The sequence below is a fragment of the Pontibacillus halophilus JSM 076056 = DSM 19796 genome, assembly GCF_000425205.1.
Taxonomy (GTDB): domain Bacteria; phylum Bacillota; class Bacilli; order Bacillales; family BH030062; genus Pontibacillus_A; species Pontibacillus_A halophilus.
In genome coordinates, this window is record NZ_AULI01000012.1 from 12,667 (window position 1) to 30,875 (window position 18,209).

The window sequence follows — 18,209 nt, forward strand, 5'->3', positions numbered from 1 at the left end:
GGGGGTTCGGCAACTTTATGCAAACAAAGTTCGACTTATTTACACAACGTTTACATTTCATTTATATGTATTTAAAACTGTCTCTTTAATATGAGTATTGTCAGTTGATAACGCAACTGAATACAACAATTCACAAATTGTAGGGGGAAAAAGAAATGAAAAGTTTCAAGCGTCTAGCACTACTTTTCACACTAATCCTAGCACTTGGCGCACTTGCAGCGTGCGGAAGTTCTGAAGGAGAAAATGACACAAGTGGTGAAAACAACGAAAACACTGAAGGTGCTTCTGAAGGAATTTCCGGCGAAGTAGCAATTGATGGATCATCTACTGTATTCCCAATCATGGAGCGTCTTACTGCTGAGTATCGTCAAGATGCACCTGATGTTGAACCTGTACTTAACTCTTCCGGTTCTGGTGGCGGATTTAAGAAGTTCACTGTAGGTGAAACTGATTTCTCTAACGCTTCTCGTCCTATTAAAGATGAAGAAAAACAAATCGCTGAAGAAAACGGCGTTGAATACACTGAGCTAGAAGTAGCTAAAGACGGTCTTTCCGTAGTAGTTTCTCAAGAGAACGATTTCCTTGAAAATGTTTCAGTTGAAGAACTTAAGCAAATCTTCCTTGCTGAATCTGGCGCAACTAAATGGTCTGACATTAACTCTGAATGGCCTGACGAAGAGATCGTAATCTTCAGCCCAGGTCATGACTCTGGTACTTTCGACTACTTCAATGAAGTAATCCTTGAAGATAACGAAATGAAAGAGGGCGAAAACGTAACTCTTTCTGAAGATGACAACACACTTGTAAAAGGTGTACAAGGTAACCCGAATGCAATTGGTTACTTCGGTTACGCTTACTACATTGAGAACAAAGATTCTCTTAAAGTTCTAGGTATCTCTGAAGGAGAAGGCGAGGCAGTTAAGCCAAATGCTGACACTGTACAATCTGGAGAGTACACTCCACTATCTCGTCCACTATTCACTTACGTTAACAACGCTTCTCTTAAAGATAAGCCTCAAGTAGCTGATTTCGCTAAGTACGTTCTAAACAACGCTGGCGCTGCAGCTGAAGAAGAAGGTTATGTGGCTCTTCCACAAGAGAAATTGGACGAGCAACTTGAAGAAATCAAAGGAATCATTGGTGAGTAATAGTTAAGGGAACCGAGGATGAAATATACAAGGTGAGGCTTACGTTATTCGAGCCTCACCTTCCCTTGTGATGAAAGGAGTTTACTATGGGAGCTCTAAATAATGAACAGATCAATGTTCAAGAGATGATTAGTGAAAAAAAAGAAAACAAACAAAAACTAAAAAAAGCTGAAAAGATTGTTCCTGTTATTTTATTTATTTGTGCAACTATATCAGTTCTAACGACTGTAGGTATTGTGTTTACTCTCTTACGCGAAGCAGGTACATTCTTCTCGAATGTAAATATTATTGACTTCTACACGGGTACAAGGTGGTCTCCGTGGAGCGGTGATTATGGTGTGCTTCCGTTGATTTCTGGTACGTTATTGATTACGTTCATTGCGATCCTTGTAGCACTGCCTCTAGGGTTAGCCTCTGCCATTTTCTTGAGTGAGTATGCAAGTGATAAGACTAGAAGAATTATTAAACCGACGCTTGAGGTTCTTGCGGGTATTCCGACTGTTGTTTATGGTTACTTTGCTATTACCTTCGTAACTCCAGTGCTTCAAAGTATTATCGATTTGAAGATCTTTAATGCAATGAGTGCTGGTATTGTGGTAGGGATTATGATTGTTCCAATGATTGCCTCATTAAGTGAGGATGCAATGAGCTCTGTTCCGAATTCGCTTCGTCAAGGTGCTCTAGCATTAGGATCTACGCGATTTGAAGTAGCTATGAAAGTAATTGTTCCAGCTGCATTCTCAGGAATTGTAGCTTCCATCGTTCTTGCCATTTCACGTGCAATTGGGGAAACGATGATTGTTACGATTGCTGCAGGTGCAACACCGAACATGACATTTGATCCTACACAATCAATTCAAACTCTAACTGCATTTATCGTGCAAGCAGCTACTGGGGATACAACATTCGGTTCACCGATTTATTATAGTATCTATGCAGTAGGTATCACTTTGTTTGTGTTCACCCTACTCATGAACTTACTTTCTCAGTACATTGCTCGTAAGTTTAGGGAGGAATACTAATGTTTGAAATGGACGAACAATCTGTAAAGAATCGTATCAACAAACGTAAAAGAATTAATAGCGTATTTCATGGTCTGTTCTTTGCATCGACAACAATTGGACTAATTGTTCTCGTTGCGCTTCTATATCGTGTATTGACTCAAGGAACTGGATTCTTTGATTGGCAATTCATCACGAGTTTCCCAGACCCAGACCCAGAAGACTCAGGTATTTTCGCAGGTCTTATTGGTTCCTTATGGCTAATGGCAATCGTAGCTCCGGTTTCCATTATTCTAGGCGTGAGTACTGCCTTATTCCTTGAGGAATATTCTAGTCAAGGTCGTCTAACTCGTTTTATTCAGGCAAATATTCAGAACTTAGCTGGTGTACCGTCTATTGTATTTGGTTTGCTCGGATTAACGTTCTTTGTTTATATGCTAAACATGGGCTATACGTTAATAGCTGGCGGGCTTACGATGAGTCTCCTTGTATTACCGGTCATCGTAGTGGCTGCACAAGAAGCCCTCCGCTCGGTACCGAAGAAGCTTAAAGAAGCATCCTATGGCATGGGTGCAACGAAATGGCAAACCATTGTTCGAATTGTGCTTCCTGCAGCAATCCCTGGCATTATCACGGGGTCAATCCTAGCGTTATCCCGTGCCATTGGTGAAACAGCTCCACTAATTATCGTAGGGGCTGCAACCGCCATTTACTCTCTGCCAGACTCGTTACTATCGAAATATACGGTAATGCCAATTCAAATTTATAACTGGGTAGGTCGTCCGCAAGCAGATTGGCAGTTTGCTGCTTCAGCAGGAATTATCGTCCTGTTAATCTTCTTACTCGTTATGAACTCTACCGCTGTATTTATCAGAAATAAATTCTCTAAACGTCTCTAATCGACTTGGGTGAAGGAGGAATTGCAAATGACACAATTTGCAGATCAACAAAAAGAAAACACACAACCTGTAGAACAAAAACAGACAAACAAACAAAACGTTTTTGAAGTAGAGAACCTAAATCTTTGGTACGGTGATGACCAAGCGCTTTATGACATTCAAATGAAGATTCCTGAGAATGATGTAACAGCTATTATTGGTCCGTCTGGTTGCGGGAAATCCACGTTCTTAAAGACGATTAATCGCATGGTAGAACTAGTGCCAATCGTTCGTACTTCCGGCACAATTAAGTATAAAAACCAAGATATTTTCAGCTCGATTAATAAAGAAGAGCTACGTACGAAAGTCGGTATGGTATTCCAAAACCCTAACCCATTTCCAAAGTCCATCTATGACAACGTAGCTTATGGCCCACGAATTCACGGCATTAAGAAAAAAGATGTTCTTGATAAGATTGTAGAGAAAAGTCTTCGTGATGCGGCGATTTGGGATGAGGTTAAAGACCGCTTGCACGAGAATGCATACGGACTATCCGGTGGTCAGCAACAACGTCTTTGCATTGCAAGATGTTTAGCAATTGAACCAGATGTCATTCTAATGGACGAACCTACGTCTGCATTAGACCCAATCTCTACGCTTAAAGTAGAAGAGCTTGTGCAGGAATTGAAGAAGAAATATAGTATTATAATCGTAACGCACAACATGCAACAAGCAGCACGTATTTCCGACAGAACGGCATTCTTCTTGAACGGTGAGCTTGTGGAGTATAGCGATACAAATCAGTTGTTCTCAAACCCAACAGATAAGCGTACGGAAGATTATATTACAGGTCGCTTCGGTTAATTGTTGGTCTAGAGATTTAGGGGGAGAGATTCATGGTCACCCGTGGTCAATTTCACGACGATGTGGAGAATTTAAAAGAAGAGATAAGAGTGTTAGCGGACATGTCAATTAAGGCTTTAGACATGGCCGTTGATGCCCTTTATCATCAAGACTTAGAGCAAGCTCAGAAGGTCATGGACGATGATGTGTATATCGACCAAGCAGAACTAACTTTAAATGAGCATGCGATTACGCTAATTGCCAGACAACAACCTGTAGCAACTGATTTGCGGAGGTTAATCGTTGCTTTGAAGGTATCTTCTGATTTAGAAAGAATGGCGGACAATGCTTCAAACATTGCGAAGAGTACACTTCATCTTGGCAAGCAGCACAATGTCACCGTTCATCCATTGCTAAGAAAAATGGCTTCTAGATCAAGGGAAATGTTAGATTTGGCGATTCGAGCATTTGAACAAGAAGATGTACAGATGGCGAGAAAGCTCTCGTCTATGGACAATGAGGTGGATGAGATGTATGGAATCGTAACAAGAGATTTGTTAGAAGAAACCGCATCCCAACCGAACAAGGTTCAGTACATTGTTCAAATGGCTTATAGTGCTCGCTACATTGAGCGATTTGCCGATCACATCACGAATATAGGGGAAAACATTTTTTACGTTGTCAAAGGAGTCAGTTACGACCTGAACGGATAAAAAGAACCATGCTGCAGGAGCAGCATGGTTCTTTTTTAGTTTGTAATGGTCTCTGCAATTTGTTTAAAACTCATGTCAGATGTGAGCTCATATTCCCCTATTTGAATTTGCTCACTGTAACCTGAACCATCTAGGAAGTCTGTGAAGTCTTGTGGGCGTGTTAGAATGCCGTTCTGTTCAAGGGCTTCGCTGATTGAGGAAGAATACATTCCAGATTCAATGACAAGTGTATAACTTGATGTTTCGGTATTCTCCTCACTGTCCTTCGTTTCCTCTTCTTTCGATGTTTCGGTTTGTTCGGATTCGTCTTGGCTGTCTTCTTCTTTAGATGGATCTTTACCTGGCGCATAAACGGTATAGCCGGCTTCTTTTAATTGTGCTTTCGCTTCTAAATCAGAAACCGCTTCTTGTTGTTCTTCGGTGTTTTGTTCTTTACCGCTTGTTTGATAGTATGTAAAGGCTATCAATACTGTTGACACAAGTATTCCAATCGAAAAGGCACGAATGGTTGATTTCATTACGAACTTACTTCTTTCTTGTTTGTATATTGACGAAGTGTCGTTAGAATATCATGTTCGTGTAGAGATGTTTCAGAGGAAATTTGTTTTGTCGTATAGCCTTTATTGTAAAGATCAAGGATTTTTTGAACGAGTGGTGGCTGAGAAGTCTTCTCTCGATAAGAGTGTTTAGGGTAAGACGTGGAATTCTTTCCCTCGTCTACAAGAAGTTCTTCTTCCAGTACCTTCAACTTCTTCTTAAGTTGATAATTTTCTTGCATGTTGTTCATGGAGATTTGCTCGACTTGTTCTTCTAAGTCGGCAATGCGGTCGTTCATGAAGAAGGACAGGGCATACAATGCGAATCCAACGCCTAATAGGGTTAAAATGACGTATAACATAGTGATCACCCTCCATATAAGGTTATACCATAGATTTCAACGTACGTGAATGGCCAAAAAGAGGGAATTAAACGAAGGAATTTATAAAGAGAATCAAGTAAATAACCTTGAAAGAATAGCGAAGTTTTGATATTATAAATAAGTCTGAGATTAGTATGTGTAAAAGACTGCAATAGCTTATCAATGTATTGGAGGGACAAAATCATGCGTGTAAATATCACACTAGCTTGCACTGAAACTGGTGATCGTAACTACATCACTACAAAGAACAAGCGTACAAACCCTGAGCGTATCGAGCTGAAAAAATATAGCCCGCGTTTGAAGAAGCACACTCTTCACCGTGAAACAAAATAATACGTAAAAGAAACTCGACCCACAATTGGGTCGAGTTTCTTTTTTATTCTTCATTTCCCTCTGTATGGAGTTTATAGCATTTACTCACAGACTCCCGAATTGATGATAGAAGGGAGGGGGAGAAAGTAGCTTCACTTCTCATTGTAGCTCCAATTAAAACTGAACTTAATGGAGCCTCTGCTGCGTTCACTCCTAATTGTTCTAACGCTATTTGTTGTCCTAATCGAATCTCAGAAATTGCAGCAATGAATCCCTCATCAGTCAGCTCTCCGTCGACAAATACCCAAGCCTCTCCTCCTATTACATCACCGTTTGCCTTTCTTTGATAGGGAACAGTAGTCACATGGACTGAATGTTCCTGATATGTAGTCAATGGGAGGATTCCATCTTCTGTTGTTGCTTGAGATGTCATGCCAACAGATTGAGAAGCTATCCATCCTTGATTTCGGAACCACGAATGGATAACATCTTCAGCATCATTCGTGTCAATGTACTGTTGGAGGAGAACGAATTGATTGTACCACCCTATCCCGCCGCCAACAGGCGCTGCTGTGAAGCATTTAATCGGTGAATGTAGTTGCATCATCATGCTAGTGTTTTCCTTTGTTATCGATTGAGCATTGTCAAATCCATTCAAGGAATGGAAGTGGGGAGGGAGAAGCGCGACCTGAGGTACATTTGTAAATCCATGTTGTTGAACTTTCATGGTTGATTGAAATACAGACCTCAGGGTGGATTCTTCTACGACACGTTCTGGTACATCAAACTTCACTAGCTTCCCATTCTCCATTAACAGAATTCGATCACAATACAAACTTGCAAGATTAATGTCATGGAAGGTTGAGATAATGGTTAGCTCTTCTTCTATGGACCATTTCTTCAACGTGTCCATTAGCTGCTGTTGGTAGGAATAATCCAAATGATTGGTAGGCTCATCTAATAAGAGTAATGAAGGTTCTTGTGCTAGAGCTTGTGCTAGAAACACGCGCTGTTGCTCACCTCCGCTTAATGAGCTGATTGGTCTCTCTTTCATCGAATCTACACCAGTCTGTTGCATCGCTTCTTGTACCTTTAAGCGGTCATGCTCTGTTCCTTGCTTCAGAAGACCAGATAAATAAGGATATCGTCCGACGCTAACGGTCTGCTCTACTGTATGCGAGAACGAGTATGAGTGCAGTTGAGGAAGAGCTGCCATTTGCTGTGCCAGTACTTTACGATTGATTTCTGGGAGTAGCGTACCTTCAAGTCGAATGGTTCCTTTCGTTGGTTGTAACGTACCATCTAATAGTTTCAGTAACGTCGACTTCCCACTTCCGTTTGGACCTAAAATCCCTACGAATTCTCCTTTATTCACAGTGAAACTCATGTCTGTAATGACATTTGTGTTGTCGTAACCAGCATGAACGTCTTGAATATGTATCATTATGCTCTGCCCTTCTTTCGTTGTTGAATTAATATAAATGCAAATACTGGAGCTCCTACAAGCGAGGTTAATACTCCAATCGGGAGCTCAGCAGGTGCGATAATCGTTCGGGCCAACAAATCAGATAACATTAAAAAAGCACCGCCTATGAATATAGAAATGGGGGTTAAATGCGTATGGTCGGTTCCGACGAGTTTCCTGCATATGTGCGGAATCACTAATCCAACAAAGCCAATTGTACCTGAAACTGCCACAGCAGCTCCTGTAAGAATAGAAGCGGAGAGTAAGATAAGCAATTTGCGCCTTTCGACGTTGACGCCTAACTGCTTCGCCTTATGTTCACCGAAGGTAAGTGCATTCAACTCTTTCCCTTGAAGAAGTAATAAAGTGACACCAACGATAAAGAAGGGGAGGAGAAGCTTTACATATGGCCATCCGCGCATGGAGACACTTCCAAGTAACCACTGTATGATCTGTCTGAGTTCGTCGCCGGTTAACGCAATCATTAGAGAAATAAATGAACCTAAGAAGGAACTGAAGATAATCCCTGTTAGGATTAACGTTTCTAATGAGAGACTTCTATCTACAAGATTGGCAAAGGCCAACACAGCTAAGACACTGATAATGGCAGCTCCAATACTTACGAGCGGGAGTGTGAAAGAACCTAAGAAAGGGATCGTCAATCCGACAAAAAGGACGAATACTGCTCCAACGGAAGCACCGGATGATACTCCTAAGACGTAAGGGTCGGCTAAGGGATTTCGTAATAAACCTTGGAATGCGACTCCTGAAACAGCAAGTGCGCTTCCAACGAGAGCGGCTAAGATAACTCGTGGAAGACGTATGTCAAACACAATGCTCTCATACATGACTTCGTAATCTTTGGTAAATGAGAGAAAGGGGAGTCCTTTCTCCACAAGAATCGTTATAATCGTAGAAATGGGAACATGAACTGTTCCGACTGAAATACTGATAAGAAGAGCAGCCACCCAAATAAGGATAGCTGCGCTATATTGTAAAGTTCTATTCGCTGTAAATTTCAGGATAAATGGTTTCTGCAAGTTGTTCTACACCCTCTACTAATCGTGGTCCGGGACGGGAAAGGAGGTTGGTATCAATTAAGTAAACCGCTTCTTCTTGTATAGCTGGTATAGAGTCCCAACCATTTCGAGATAGAACGGCCTCTACTGGGTTTTCTGTATAATTATAGGCAACCATAATAACGTTTGGTTGGTAGTCTACAACCGCCTCCGCATTCACCTGAACCCATCCATCTTGGTCACTAAGCACATTGTTCGCATGAATCATTTCTAACATTTGATTAACAAATGTTCCTTTACCAGGGGCATAAATCTCTGGAGCAGGGCTACTCTCCACAAATACACGTTTCTCGTTCTCTTCTTCAATGGAGGCTGCTTTTTCTTCAATCTCTGTCAAGTCTGATTTCATCTTATCAATCAGACTCGTGGCTGATTGTGATTCTCCTGTAAGCGTTCCAATTGTCTCAATTGTATCGTATACTTCATCAAAGGAAGTAGCTTCTGATACAACGTAAACGGGGATTCCTGCTTCTTCAATCTGGTCATATGCTTCTGTTGAGCTTTGAAGAGCAATCTCATGACCTAAGACAAGGTCAGGTTGAAGGGAGATGATCTTCTCAACATTCAGCTCCATTCCACCTACATGATCAATAGTCTCAACGTCACTAGGATAATCATCGTTCTCCGTTACTCCAATTACTTCCTCACCTGCATTGACTGCAAAGAGAATTTCTGTATTACTAGGGATGAGTGAAACGATGGTTTCTGGGTCTTTCTGAAGAGTTACCTCTTCACCTGAAGCATCGGTTAACGTAACAGGAAACGTGGAAGATTCTTCTGTGTTCTGTGAGGATGACTGAGAACTTCCCGCATCGTTTCCATTTGTGTCAGATTCATTGTTTGTACTGCATCCAACAAGCAGCAAAGCGAAGAGGGCAGACATCCATAACGATTTACGTGTTCGTTTCATTGCAATTCTCCTTTGTATAAATTAAAAAAACACATCCCTTGTAAGTGGATGTGCGATTCTCTCCTATGTACATACGTGACGCATGAACGAGTTCTCTGCACACCTCCCTATCCTCGTAGGTTGTTCGGTGTAGAAAGAGTAGGTAGGTCTCCTGGCTTATGGTCATTGCTTCCTGAGCCTTCCCGTTGTTCACAGTGGCTTTATTCAGGTTGCTCCCATTTACAGTGGCGGGACCGCGTTGGACTTTCACCAACTTCCCTTTTAAGCAATGAGGTACTCATTGCGCCTATCTTCCTTCACAAATATTGGATTCTTGTTCTATTGTATAAGATTCTTGTCGCAATTTATAGCCTTATTTTAATAATCATGTCAGATCTAATTTTACTAAATTGAGAGGAGCGGACGATGATGATGGATAAAAAAGAACTTAGAAAGTATGGGAAGAACGTGCTATCTCATATGTCAAACGATGAAAAAGAGAGGGCCAGTCATCTTATTTATGAACATCTGTTTTCACACCCTTATTGGAAACAAAGTCATACAATTGGAGTCACCTTATCGGGTGAAATTGAAATTGATACGACTCCAATACTAGAAAGAGGGTGGAAAGAAGGGAAAAGGATGGCGGTTCCGAAATGTGAACCGAAACAAAAGGGGATGACCTTTTACTCCTATGTACAGGGGGATGAGCTTGAGACTGTCTATTTCGGACTAAAAGAGCCGATTGAAGTAAGCGAGAAGGCAATCAACCAGTCTGGCCTTGAATTAATTCTTGTACCAGGGTTGTTATTTACGAAAGAGGGGTATCGAATTGGATTTGGAGGGGGATTTTACGATCGTTATCTCGAAAATTATAGTGGGAGAACCATTGGCTTAGCTACGAAACAACAACTACTCTCACAAATGCCAGTTGACTCTTTCGATCAGCCTGTGGATGACGTCATCACGGAAGAGGGAGTCTCAAAGAGAGAGTAATCCATTTATAAGAGGAGGATGGAACGTGATAAAGGGGACTCGAGTTGTATTAATCGGAACTGGATTTGTAGGGTCAAGCTATGCATTTGCCATGTTAAATCAAGGTGTAGCAGATGAACTCGTGCTTGTTGATGTAAATGAGGCAAAGGCAGAGGGGGATGCCATGGATTTAAACCATGGTCTTGCTTTCGCGTCCTCGTATACAAAGATATGGAATGGGACATACAAAGATTGCCGCGATGCGGATCTTGTCGTACTCACCGCCGGAGCTAACCAAAAGCCAGGGGAAACTCGATTAGACCTTATTGAAAAGAATGCACGAATCTTCAAGACAATTGTTGGACAGGTGATGGATGCTGACTTTAAAGGTATCTTCTTAGTTGCGACGAATCCAGTGGATTTGTTGACTCACATGACATGGAAATTCTCACAGCTACCGAGTGAGCGTGTAATTGGATTTGGAACGATTCTAGATACAGCAAGACTTCGATACTTAATTGGAGAATACTTTGGTGTTGATACCAGGAATGTACATGCATACATCATGGGCGAGCATGGAGACTCTGAGCTGCCTGTTTGGAGTCATGCATCAATCGGCGGGCAGCGTCTTCATGATTTAATAAAGCAATCAAATGGTGCATACGATGTAAAGGATTTAGATGATATCTTCATACAAGTTCGTGACGCTGCATATGAAATCATTAATCGGAAAGGGGCGACCTATTATGGCATTGCAATGGGTCTTGTCCGATTAACGAAAGCCATTCTTCACAACGAACATTCAATCTTGACGGTTTCTGCTCATTTGACAGGTGAGTATGGTGTTGAGGATTGTTATATAGGCGTTCCTGCTGTTGTCCATCGTGGTGGGATAAAGCAGGTGATGAATCTAACGCTTACAGACCTTGAACGTCAACAGTTCCAACAATCTGCTGCTCTGTTAAAGAACACGTTGCATCCTGTCTTAACCAAATTGGATGTGTAGTATAGATTGAGAAGACAAACGCATACTACAGGTAAACTAGTCAGAAGGGGTTGTTCGTGTGCGTAGTCTATTCATTTCGATCCTCTTGCTCGTTACGGGAATTTTCATTTTGTACCGATTCAAGTACAAAGTATTAAATTTACTTTTAAGCATTAGAAGAATTCGTAAGTATGCGGTTCGATTCGGGATGCGGGTACCATTTATTCGGGAAGAACTACTTCCGAGAATAGTAGGACGTTCAGCGATATAGCGCTGAACGTTTTTCATTTTTGAAAGGATTTGTCTCATGGTATGATGTTACGGAGGAGGGGAGCTTATGTATATCGAAGAACAATTTCGATTCTGGCAAATCGTTGGCGACCTAATTGTCAATCATGACTTTGAGTTGGTTCGTCTAGATGAGAATCAACAAGTAGTCTGGATGGAGAAAAGCCATAAGAACAAAACACATATTGTTCGTGTCATACAGAGAACATTCGATTGGTCGAATCAATTAAAGCAAGACCATCAGCTCGTCATGAAACAAGCCTCTCAGCTCCAAAGGAAATTAAGAGGGCGGAAGCTAGAATTTCATAACGTGTACATAGCAAGTGAACAACCTGTAGATGAGTGGCATGAAGTCAAACAATCAAAAACAGTCGATGGTAAGAAAGACAATTGGTTACATACGTACTATACGACTGAAGACTCAAGAGAAGAGCAATTCTCTACTCTTTACTCAAACGTCGGACTAGAGAATCGCAGCTTCCAAAAGCCTGAGACCGTTACGGAAATGGAACAAACTGCAGCGTATACGAAGCAATCGGTCTACAATCAACATCATAAGCGGAAGAAGAAACAGCAAGAACTCTTCCAAACTGGGAAACCAATCTTTACGTACGCCTTCTTAGCCATTATCGTTCTCATGTTTGCTTGGATGGAGTACACTGGAAGTTCTTTAAATACCCAGCACCTCATTGATTTCGGTGCTAAATATAACCCTGCCATAGTAGATGGAGAATGGTGGCGCTTTGTCACATCAATGTTTCTCCATATTGGCTTTGTACATTTTGCCCTGAATTCTCTTGCTCTTTATTATATAGGGAACGCAGTGGAGAGGATGTATGGTTCTTGGCGATTTGTCGTCATTTACATGCTCTCAGGTGTCATTGGAAGTCTTACAAGTTTCGCCTTGACCCCTTCTGTATCTGCGGGAGCGTCAGGCGCCATTTACGGGTTGTTCGGCGCCTTGTTATTCTTTGGGGTTGTGGAACGTAAACTATTCCTTAGAACAATCGGACCAAACTTAATCTTTATATTAATCATTAATATTGCCTTCAGCGTTGTTTCACCCCAAATTGATAATGGCGCTCACTTCGGCGGACTTGCTGCAGGATTTCTTGTGTCTATGATGCTTCATCTGCCGAAGCGAAGAAAATGGAGCATGCAAATCCTGGCCTTACTCGTCCTTTTGATCGGGTCCATTGGTATTTTGAGTTTTGGTTTGGGAAGTCAGCCAGGGGTGCAACAGGCTAATGAGCTACTTGAGCAAGAACGATACGAAGAGGCTATTGAACTGACTACAGAGAAGCTTCAAAGCCCCATGGACCAGTACAAAGGAGAACTCTACTTCACCCGTTCATATGCCTATATTAAGACAGGGGAATTTGAGAAAGCACAACAAGACCTCGAAAAGAGTATTCGGTACGAATCCAATACAGCGTTATCCCGTGCGCATTACAACCTTGCCTTGCTTGAGAGTGACCTTGGAAACCAAGATAAGGCACTTCAACATGCTAGGAAAGCACTCGAGCTTGAGCCAGATAACGAAGACATGGAGTCACTTGTTCAATCATTAGAATAGGTAGGATATCTTTGTAAGAGTCGTTGCTTATTCCCTTTTGCATCTTCATAGACAACAATGAGGTGAGTTCCTTTCTTGTCTAAGAGAATGAGAGGAACTAGACTCTTAAGCGACAGATTTTCGTTATTGTCATTTACATTTAACACATAGTTTCGATATAACCCTTCCCAAAGTTGACCTAGCACTTGTTGTGTTTGTTCAATCGTTAAATTTGGAAAGGGTTTTGTCATGTAGTTGTTGAGTTGAGTAAGCGGTACTTCTTCATATAAGTTACGGTCAATTCCGTAATGCTGTAGAAGTTGTGCCCAACTGTATTGAAGTTGTTGGTTCGTAGCATGGTCTAATGTACCTTTCCATTCTTTTTGATTGCTATCGTCAGGGTCTTGGAACGATTCAAGGGGAGTATGTGGGGAGTCTATAACGTATAACTCCGCTGATGACATTTGTTGAATGGATTTGATTACATCATCAGGATAATGGAGTTCACCATGATGGAACGTAATCGCTTGAAAATGACTGCTGTCTTCCCCGTGTATCGTTGTTTCTTGGAAGATATTCTGCCCATTCTCCTTCCATTTGCTTAAGAGTCCCTTTAGTCGACCATCTACGTAAAGCAACGTGACATCTTGCCGAAGATAGACGGGATCTTCTAATTCAGAACGAGTTTCCCAAAGAATCTCATATTCATCTTCATCGCTTTCTTGTAAGAGGGACAGCTTCGTCTCAACAGATTGAAAGCCTTTCGAATCATCAAGAGGAAAATACTTTACGACTGCCGAATCTTCTCTTTGCCAATCGTAGGTAAACATAATAAGAAAGACGCCACTCACAGAACACAGGAAGAGAAGCATCCATACACCTTTTTTCATCCGATTCCCTTCTTTCATTTGGACATGCTCTTAGTAACAACTGTATGATAAAGAAGAGATACATATGAAAAAAGGAGTGATTCTATGAACCATCCAGTAGCTCATACATCAGAAATTGTGGCAATTCTGAAAGACCTTGTACATATTCCAAGTCCGTCAGGCTATACAGAGGAAGCCATTCAGTATTGTGAACGACACTTTGAAGAACTCGGTGTTGCTACACGTAGAACGAATAAAGGAGCACTACTCGCTACAATTGAAGGGAAACGTGAAGATAAACATCGTTTGCTCACTGCACACGTCGATACACTTGGGGCGATGGTCAAAGCGATTAAGCCTAGCGGAGCTTTGCAACTGTCCATGATTGGTGGATTTAAATGGAATAGTGTTGAGGGGGAATACTGTTCAGTTCATACGGCGAACGGATCAACAATTAGCGGAACGATTCTCATGCACCAAACATCCGTTCATGTGTACAAAGGAGCAGGAGATGCGAAACGGAATGAAGACAACATGGAAGTCCGGTTAGATGCCGAGGTCCATAGTGAGAAGGACGTGCGGGACCTTGGCATTGAGGTCGGAGACTTTGTTTCATTCCAACCACGCTTTGATTTAACTGAGACTGGCTTTATCAAATCCCGGCATTTAGATGATAAGGCGAGTGTGGCTCTTCTACTACATGCAGCTTCTGAACTCAGCTCGAATGAACAGACACCGCCAGTTACGACCCATTTCCTCATCTCAAACAACGAAGAAATCGGTTATGGAGGGAATTCAAGCATCCCGAGTGAAACGGTTGAATATGTCGCTGTTGATATGGGAGCAATTGGGGACGGACAGTCAACTACTGAATTTGTTGCATCGATTTGTGCGAAAGACGGTTCAGGTCCGTATCATTATGGCTTGCGTCAACAATTAGTCCAGTTGGCTAGGCATCATTTAATTGAATATGCAGTAGACATCTATCCGTATTACGCTTCAGACGCATCAGCAGCGATTCGAGCAGGTGTAGATGTTAAGCATGGGTTGATTGGACCTGGAATTGACGCATCACATGCTCTTGAGCGGACGCACGAAAAGTCTTTAAAACATACGTATCATTTAATCATGGCTTATTTAATGGACGAGATGAGAGACTAATATTATGTATGAGACCCCCTTCTTTAACAAAGGCTAGGTAAAAAGGCTGTATGTTATTGGAGGGGGTTTCTATGTCAAAGGAGACAGGAAAGCAACCGATGTTCTCAAGCTTCGATGAGAACGTGGACTATTTAAAGAAACGGTTAGGAGCAGACATCAGCTTTGATGTGATTCATCTGGACTTAGAGTATGCAGGTCGTCGAATGGCAATGTTTATGATTGATGGATTCGTGAAAGATGAGATCCTTCATTATCTAATGAAATTACTTTCAGAACTTGAGCCAGACCAATTAGAACCAGACCCGTTTGAACGATTGCTAAAAACACATTTGCCGTATGTAGAATTAGACCACAAAGACGATTTGAATGAAACGGCGGATTGGGTATTGGCTGGACCGACTGCGTTGGTCGTCGAGGGCATCGATAATAAAGTAATCTTGATTGATGCAAGGACGTATCCCGTTCGAGGTCCAAGTGAACCAGATACAGAGCGGGTTGTTCGCGGAGCGCGAGATGGATACGTGGAGACGATTATATTTAACACCGCATTAACAAGAAGGCGTGTTCGTGATCGTTCTTTAAGGATGGAATACATGCAAATTGGGAGACGCTCAAAAACAGATATCTGTCTTTGTTACATTGAAGATATTGTTGATGATGATAAGGTTGCCGTCTTAAAAGAACATTTAGAGCTAATTGATACGGACGGCCTTCCGATGGCAGAGAAAACGGTCGAAGAATACTTGAGCGGACGGCATTGGAATCCTTATCCTACCGTACGTTACACAGAAAGGCCTGACACAGCTGCGGCTCATTTGTACGAAGGTCACATCCTAATTATGATTGATGGATCACCGAGTGTGATGATTACACCTGCTACGTTCTGGCATCATCTTCAGCATGCAGAAGAATACCGCCAAAAGCCATCGGTCGGTGCTTATCTTCGAATGGTACGCTATTTCGGTGTACTCGCGTCCATTGTACTCTTGCCACTCTATTATTTATTATCTATAAATGAGGATTTGGTACCGGAACAGTTGTCGTACCTAGGCCCGGAAGAAATAGGGGCGCTTCCATTGATTATGCAGTTTCTTATCGCTGAGATCGGGATCGACTTATTGAGACTCGCGGCCATTCATATTCCTTCGGCCCTTGGTACAGCTCTTGGTCTTGTAGCTACCATATTATTAGGTGAAGTTGGAGTTAAGGTTGGGTTGTTTTCAAGTGAAGTTGTCTTGTACTTGTCTATTGCAGCCATTGGTACGTATGCAACCCCAAGTTATGAACTGAGTTTGGCGAATCGAATGTCGCGATTACTACTGTTAATCGTAGCAGGTGCATTTGGCGTCATAGGATACGTGATAGGGCTAACCGTTTGGCTGTTGTATTTGTCCTCTATGAAAACGTTCCGGACATCTTATCTATGGCCATTCCTTCCGTTTAATTTACGGGCTTTCCGGGATATATTCTTACGAGCACCAATGCCACTTAAGAATCGTCGACCTGCCTTCTTAAATCCGAAAGACCCAGATCGTTAATCATGATTGTCCAACCTATATGGTTGGGCTTCTTTTTTATCTATTTTTTCAATATTCTCTAAATCTTGAGGAAGAACGGGCGTGCTCTTTTTATTTCAAAAGTGTGCATACATTGGTATACTATCTTTAGGTGATGTTGAATGAAAACCATCTATGATGTCCAACAACTATTGAAACGATTCGGTACATTCATCTATGTAGGTGATCGGGTTGCCGATTTGGAATTAATGGAAGATGAAGTAAGAGAGCTCTATGAAAACAAGATGATTACAATAGAGGAATTCAAAGATAGTGTGCTCTTGCTTCGCCAAAAGCGCACAGAACTAGTAGACAAATAGCTAAAGGGTGAGACATATGGGAGAGAAGAAACTGATTGGCGTGGATATTGGAGGGACAACAGTTAAGATTGCCTTTATTACGCAAGAAGGAGAAATCATGGAGAAGTGGGAAATTCCAACTGTCCTTGAAAATGAAGGCGCTTCGATTGTCCAAGATATTGCTGATTCCATTGGCTCAAAGCAAGCAGAGCAATCGCTTCTTCACGAAGAGTTTGCTGGTATTGGTGTTGGAGCTCCTGGCTTCATTGAAGAAGAAACGGGTTTAATCTATGAAGCGGTTAATATCGGTTGGGTGAATTTCGAGTTAAGTAAACAACTGAACGAAGCCACCGGTTATCCTGTATATGTCCAGAACGATGCAAATTTAGCTGCATTAGGTGAGAACTGGAAAGGTTCTGGTGAGCAATATAAGAACGTCCTGGCCATTACACTTGGCACAGGTGTCGGAGGCGGCATTGTCGTTAACGGTGAGATTCTAAACGGAACAAATGGTATGGGTGGAGAAATCGGTCATATGACGATTGAAACCAATGGAGGACATCCATGTAACTGTGGGAAAACAGGTTGTCTTGAAACCGTTGCTTCTGCGACTCACATTGCTCGTCTTGCTAGGGAAAGACAAGCTGAGAGCAAATACTTACAACAGCTTAATGCCTCAGAGATAAGTGCAAAAGACGTGTATGAAGCAGCGGATGCTTTAGATGAAGTTGCTCAGCAAGTGTTAGACTATGTGCACTATAAGCTTGGAATGGCGATTGCGAACTTAGCGATTGCCTTAAATCCGGCTAAAATCGTCATTGGCGGTGGAGTTTCGAAAGCTGGAGACCGCTTGCTGAATCCGGTTAGAGCTTATTTCGATCAATATGCGTTAAAGCGTACGAGTGAAGCAGTAGAGTTTTCCATTGCCTCTTTAGGTAATGATGCAGGTGTCATCGGAGGAGCTTATCTCGTTAAGCAAGGAATGGAATAACCTTTTCTGCAATTTTCCCTCTTCTGCAGTAAGCAGGAGAGGGATTTTTGTTTTCAAAGAGAAGTCATTTTCGTTACAATGGTTTATTTTTCGCTACTCGTTTATTACAATATGTAGTGTTTACTTTTGTTTGTGTAAATAAATGGTTAAGACTTTTTGAAACTTTTTTGATACAATGTTCGTCAGTAATAATAGAATAGCGTTTAACACCACTCTTGTTGGTGGAACATGAAACATTAGAGCGAAACAACGATTAACATGGAATCATAAATGATTTACAAGA

Annotated in this window: 19 protein-coding genes and 1 riboswitch; of the genes, 13 read left to right on the plus strand and 6 right to left on the minus strand. The window is 41.8% G+C overall.

Annotated elements, in window-relative coordinates:
• The first annotated feature begins 155 nt into the window (after positions 1 to 155).
• The 5 genes from H513_RS0112250 (at position 156) to phoU (ending at position 4,583) form a co-directional block, all read left to right on the plus strand.
• The gene (locus tag H513_RS0112250; RefSeq protein WP_026801011.1) at positions 156 to 1,148 is read left to right on the plus strand and encodes a PstS family phosphate ABC transporter substrate-binding protein; all 993 of its coding nucleotides are present in this window, start codon (positions 156 to 158) and stop codon (positions 1,146 to 1,148) included.
• 86 nt (positions 1,149 to 1,234) lie between these two features.
• A complete protein-coding gene (pstC, locus tag H513_RS0112255; protein ID WP_026801012.1) occupies positions 1,235 to 2,170 on the plus strand; it encodes a phosphate ABC transporter permease subunit PstC in 936 nt (311 codons plus the stop codon).
• Positions 2,170 to 3,048: a phosphate ABC transporter permease PstA gene (gene pstA / locus H513_RS0112260; protein ID WP_026801013.1), complete on the plus strand. Its 879-nt coding sequence runs from the start codon at positions 2,170 to 2,172 to the stop codon at positions 3,046 to 3,048. Before pstC ends, pstA begins: the two co-directional genes overlap by 1 nt.
• A gap of 9 nt (positions 3,049 to 3,057) precedes the next feature.
• Positions 3,058 to 3,891 (plus strand): phosphate ABC transporter ATP-binding protein PstB, encoded by an 834-nt coding sequence (gene pstB, locus H513_RS0112265; RefSeq protein ID WP_476704238.1) that lies wholly within the window; start codon positions 3,058 to 3,060, stop codon positions 3,889 to 3,891.
• Positions 3,892 to 3,923: 32 nt separating this feature from the next.
• Positions 3,924 to 4,583, plus strand: a complete 660-nt coding sequence (phoU, locus tag H513_RS0112270) for a phosphate signaling complex protein PhoU (protein ID WP_026801015.1) — start codon at positions 3,924 to 3,926, stop codon at positions 4,581 to 4,583.
• 35 nt (positions 4,584 to 4,618) lie between these two features.
• Here phoU and H513_RS20920 read toward each other — a convergent pair whose 3' ends face one another.
• The gene (locus H513_RS20920) at positions 4,619 to 5,101 is read right to left on the minus strand and encodes a hypothetical protein (RefSeq protein WP_051239959.1); all 483 of its coding nucleotides are present in this window, start codon (positions 5,099 to 5,101) and stop codon (positions 4,619 to 4,621) included.
• Entirely contained in the window at positions 5,101 to 5,481 is a 381-nt protein-coding gene (locus H513_RS21970; RefSeq protein ID WP_026801017.1) for a hypothetical protein, read from the minus strand. The genes H513_RS20920 and H513_RS21970 overlap by 1 nt, the downstream gene beginning before the upstream one ends.
• A gap of 204 nt (positions 5,482 to 5,685) precedes the next feature.
• Between H513_RS21970 and rpmG the strand changes: the two genes are divergently transcribed.
• A complete protein-coding gene (rpmG, locus tag H513_RS0112285) occupies positions 5,686 to 5,835 on the plus strand; it encodes a 50S ribosomal protein L33 (RefSeq protein ID WP_026801018.1) in 150 nt (49 codons plus the stop codon).
• A gap of 43 nt (positions 5,836 to 5,878) precedes the next feature.
• Here rpmG and H513_RS20195 read toward each other — a convergent pair whose 3' ends face one another.
• The 3 genes from H513_RS20195 to H513_RS0112300 are packed head-to-tail and all read right to left on the minus strand — an operon-like array spanning position 5,879 to position 9,268.
• Positions 5,879 to 7,258, minus strand: a complete 1,380-nt coding sequence (locus H513_RS20195) for an ABC transporter ATP-binding protein (RefSeq protein WP_051239961.1) — start codon at positions 7,256 to 7,258, stop codon at positions 5,879 to 5,881.
• Positions 7,258 to 8,319 (minus strand): FecCD family ABC transporter permease, encoded by a 1,062-nt coding sequence (locus H513_RS0112295; RefSeq protein WP_026801019.1) that lies wholly within the window; start codon positions 8,317 to 8,319, stop codon positions 7,258 to 7,260. Before H513_RS0112295 ends, H513_RS20195 begins: the two co-directional genes overlap by 1 nt.
• Entirely contained in the window at positions 8,282 to 9,268 is a 987-nt protein-coding gene (locus H513_RS0112300) for an ABC transporter substrate-binding protein (protein ID WP_026801020.1), read from the minus strand. The genes H513_RS0112295 and H513_RS0112300 overlap by 38 nt, the downstream gene beginning before the upstream one ends.
• A gap of 124 nt (positions 9,269 to 9,392) precedes the next feature.
• Positions 9,393 to 9,573: riboswitch (cobalamin riboswitch) on the minus strand.
• 103 nt (positions 9,574 to 9,676) lie between these two features.
• Here H513_RS0112300 and H513_RS0112310 point away from each other — a divergent pair.
• The 3 genes from H513_RS0112310 to H513_RS0112320 all read left to right on the plus strand — a co-directional run bounded on the left by H513_RS0112310 (position 9,677) and on the right by H513_RS0112320 (position 13,071).
• On the plus strand, positions 9,677 to 10,243 hold the full coding sequence (locus tag H513_RS0112310) for a 5-formyltetrahydrofolate cyclo-ligase (RefSeq protein WP_026801022.1): 567 nt from the start codon (positions 9,677 to 9,679) through the stop codon (positions 10,241 to 10,243).
• 25 nt (positions 10,244 to 10,268) lie between these two features.
• Entirely contained in the window at positions 10,269 to 11,228 is a 960-nt protein-coding gene (locus H513_RS0112315) for an L-lactate dehydrogenase (RefSeq protein WP_026801023.1), read from the plus strand.
• A gap of 316 nt (positions 11,229 to 11,544) precedes the next feature.
• Positions 11,545 to 13,071, plus strand: coding sequence for a rhomboid family intramembrane serine protease (locus H513_RS0112320; protein WP_026801024.1), 1,527 nt, complete (start codon positions 11,545 to 11,547; stop codon positions 13,069 to 13,071).
• Here H513_RS0112320 and H513_RS0112325 read toward each other — a convergent pair.
• Positions 13,056 to 13,940, minus strand: coding sequence for a hypothetical protein (locus tag H513_RS0112325; RefSeq protein ID WP_026801025.1), 885 nt, complete (start codon positions 13,938 to 13,940; stop codon positions 13,056 to 13,058). The genes H513_RS0112320 and H513_RS0112325 overlap by 16 nt on opposite strands.
• 84 nt (positions 13,941 to 14,024) lie before the next feature.
• Between H513_RS0112325 and H513_RS0112330 the strand changes: the two genes are divergently transcribed.
• The 4 genes from H513_RS0112330 (at position 14,025) to H513_RS0112345 (ending at position 17,926) form a co-directional block, all read left to right on the plus strand.
• Positions 14,025 to 15,080, plus strand: coding sequence for a M42 family metallopeptidase (locus H513_RS0112330; RefSeq protein WP_026801026.1), 1,056 nt, complete (start codon positions 14,025 to 14,027; stop codon positions 15,078 to 15,080).
• 71 nt (positions 15,081 to 15,151) lie between these two features.
• The gene (locus H513_RS0112335) at positions 15,152 to 16,618 is read left to right on the plus strand and encodes a spore germination protein (protein WP_026801027.1); all 1,467 of its coding nucleotides are present in this window, start codon (positions 15,152 to 15,154) and stop codon (positions 16,616 to 16,618) included.
• A 140-nt stretch (positions 16,619 to 16,758) separates the two neighbouring features.
• Positions 16,759 to 16,956, plus strand: a complete 198-nt coding sequence (locus tag H513_RS0112340) for a YqgQ family protein (RefSeq protein ID WP_026801028.1) — start codon at positions 16,759 to 16,761, stop codon at positions 16,954 to 16,956.
• Between the two features lie 16 nt (positions 16,957 to 16,972).
• The gene (locus tag H513_RS0112345) at positions 16,973 to 17,926 is read left to right on the plus strand and encodes an ROK family glucokinase (protein ID WP_026801029.1); all 954 of its coding nucleotides are present in this window, start codon (positions 16,973 to 16,975) and stop codon (positions 17,924 to 17,926) included.
• The last annotated feature ends 283 nt before the right edge of the window (positions 17,927 to 18,209 follow it).

What these genes read in the sequence shown, in the direction of transcription:
- H513_RS0112250 (WP_026801011.1), top strand. Translation starts at nt 156, where the DNA reads ATGAAAAGTTTCAAGCGTCTAGCACTACTTTTCACACTAATCCTAGCA.
- pstC (WP_026801012.1), top strand. Translation starts at nt 1,235, where the DNA reads ATGGGAGCTCTAAATAATGAACAGATCAATGTTCAAGAGATGATTAGT.
- pstA (WP_026801013.1), top strand. Translation starts at nt 2,170, where the DNA reads ATGTTTGAAATGGACGAACAATCTGTAAAGAATCGTATCAACAAACGT.
- phoU (WP_026801015.1), top strand. Translation starts at nt 3,924, where the DNA reads ATGGTCACCCGTGGTCAATTTCACGACGATGTGGAGAATTTAAAAGAA.
- H513_RS20920 (WP_051239959.1), bottom strand. Translation starts at nt 5,101, where the DNA reads ATGAAATCAACCATTCGTGCCTTTTCGATTGGAATACTTGTGTCAACA.
- H513_RS21970 (WP_026801017.1), bottom strand. Translation starts at nt 5,481, where the DNA reads ATGTTATACGTCATTTTAACCCTATTAGGCGTTGGATTCGCATTGTAT.
- rpmG (WP_026801018.1), top strand. Translation starts at nt 5,686, where the DNA reads ATGCGTGTAAATATCACACTAGCTTGCACTGAAACTGGTGATCGTAAC.
- H513_RS20195 (WP_051239961.1), bottom strand. Translation starts at nt 7,258, where the DNA reads ATGATACATATTCAAGACGTTCATGCTGGTTACGACAACACAAATGTC.
- H513_RS0112300 (WP_026801020.1), bottom strand. Translation starts at nt 9,268, where the DNA reads ATGAAACGAACACGTAAATCGTTATGGATGTCTGCCCTCTTCGCTTTG.
- H513_RS0112310 (WP_026801022.1), top strand. Translation starts at nt 9,677, where the DNA reads ATGATGGATAAAAAAGAACTTAGAAAGTATGGGAAGAACGTGCTATCT.
- H513_RS0112320 (WP_026801024.1), top strand. Translation starts at nt 11,545, where the DNA reads ATGTATATCGAAGAACAATTTCGATTCTGGCAAATCGTTGGCGACCTA.
- H513_RS0112325 (WP_026801025.1), bottom strand. Translation starts at nt 13,940, where the DNA reads ATGAAAAAAGGTGTATGGATGCTTCTCTTCCTGTGTTCTGTGAGTGGC.
- H513_RS0112330 (WP_026801026.1), top strand. Translation starts at nt 14,025, where the DNA reads ATGAACCATCCAGTAGCTCATACATCAGAAATTGTGGCAATTCTGAAA.
- H513_RS0112335 (WP_026801027.1), top strand. Translation starts at nt 15,152, where the DNA reads ATGTCAAAGGAGACAGGAAAGCAACCGATGTTCTCAAGCTTCGATGAG.
- H513_RS0112340 (WP_026801028.1), top strand. Translation starts at nt 16,759, where the DNA reads ATGAAAACCATCTATGATGTCCAACAACTATTGAAACGATTCGGTACA.
- H513_RS0112345 (WP_026801029.1), top strand. Translation starts at nt 16,973, where the DNA reads ATGGGAGAGAAGAAACTGATTGGCGTGGATATTGGAGGGACAACAGTT.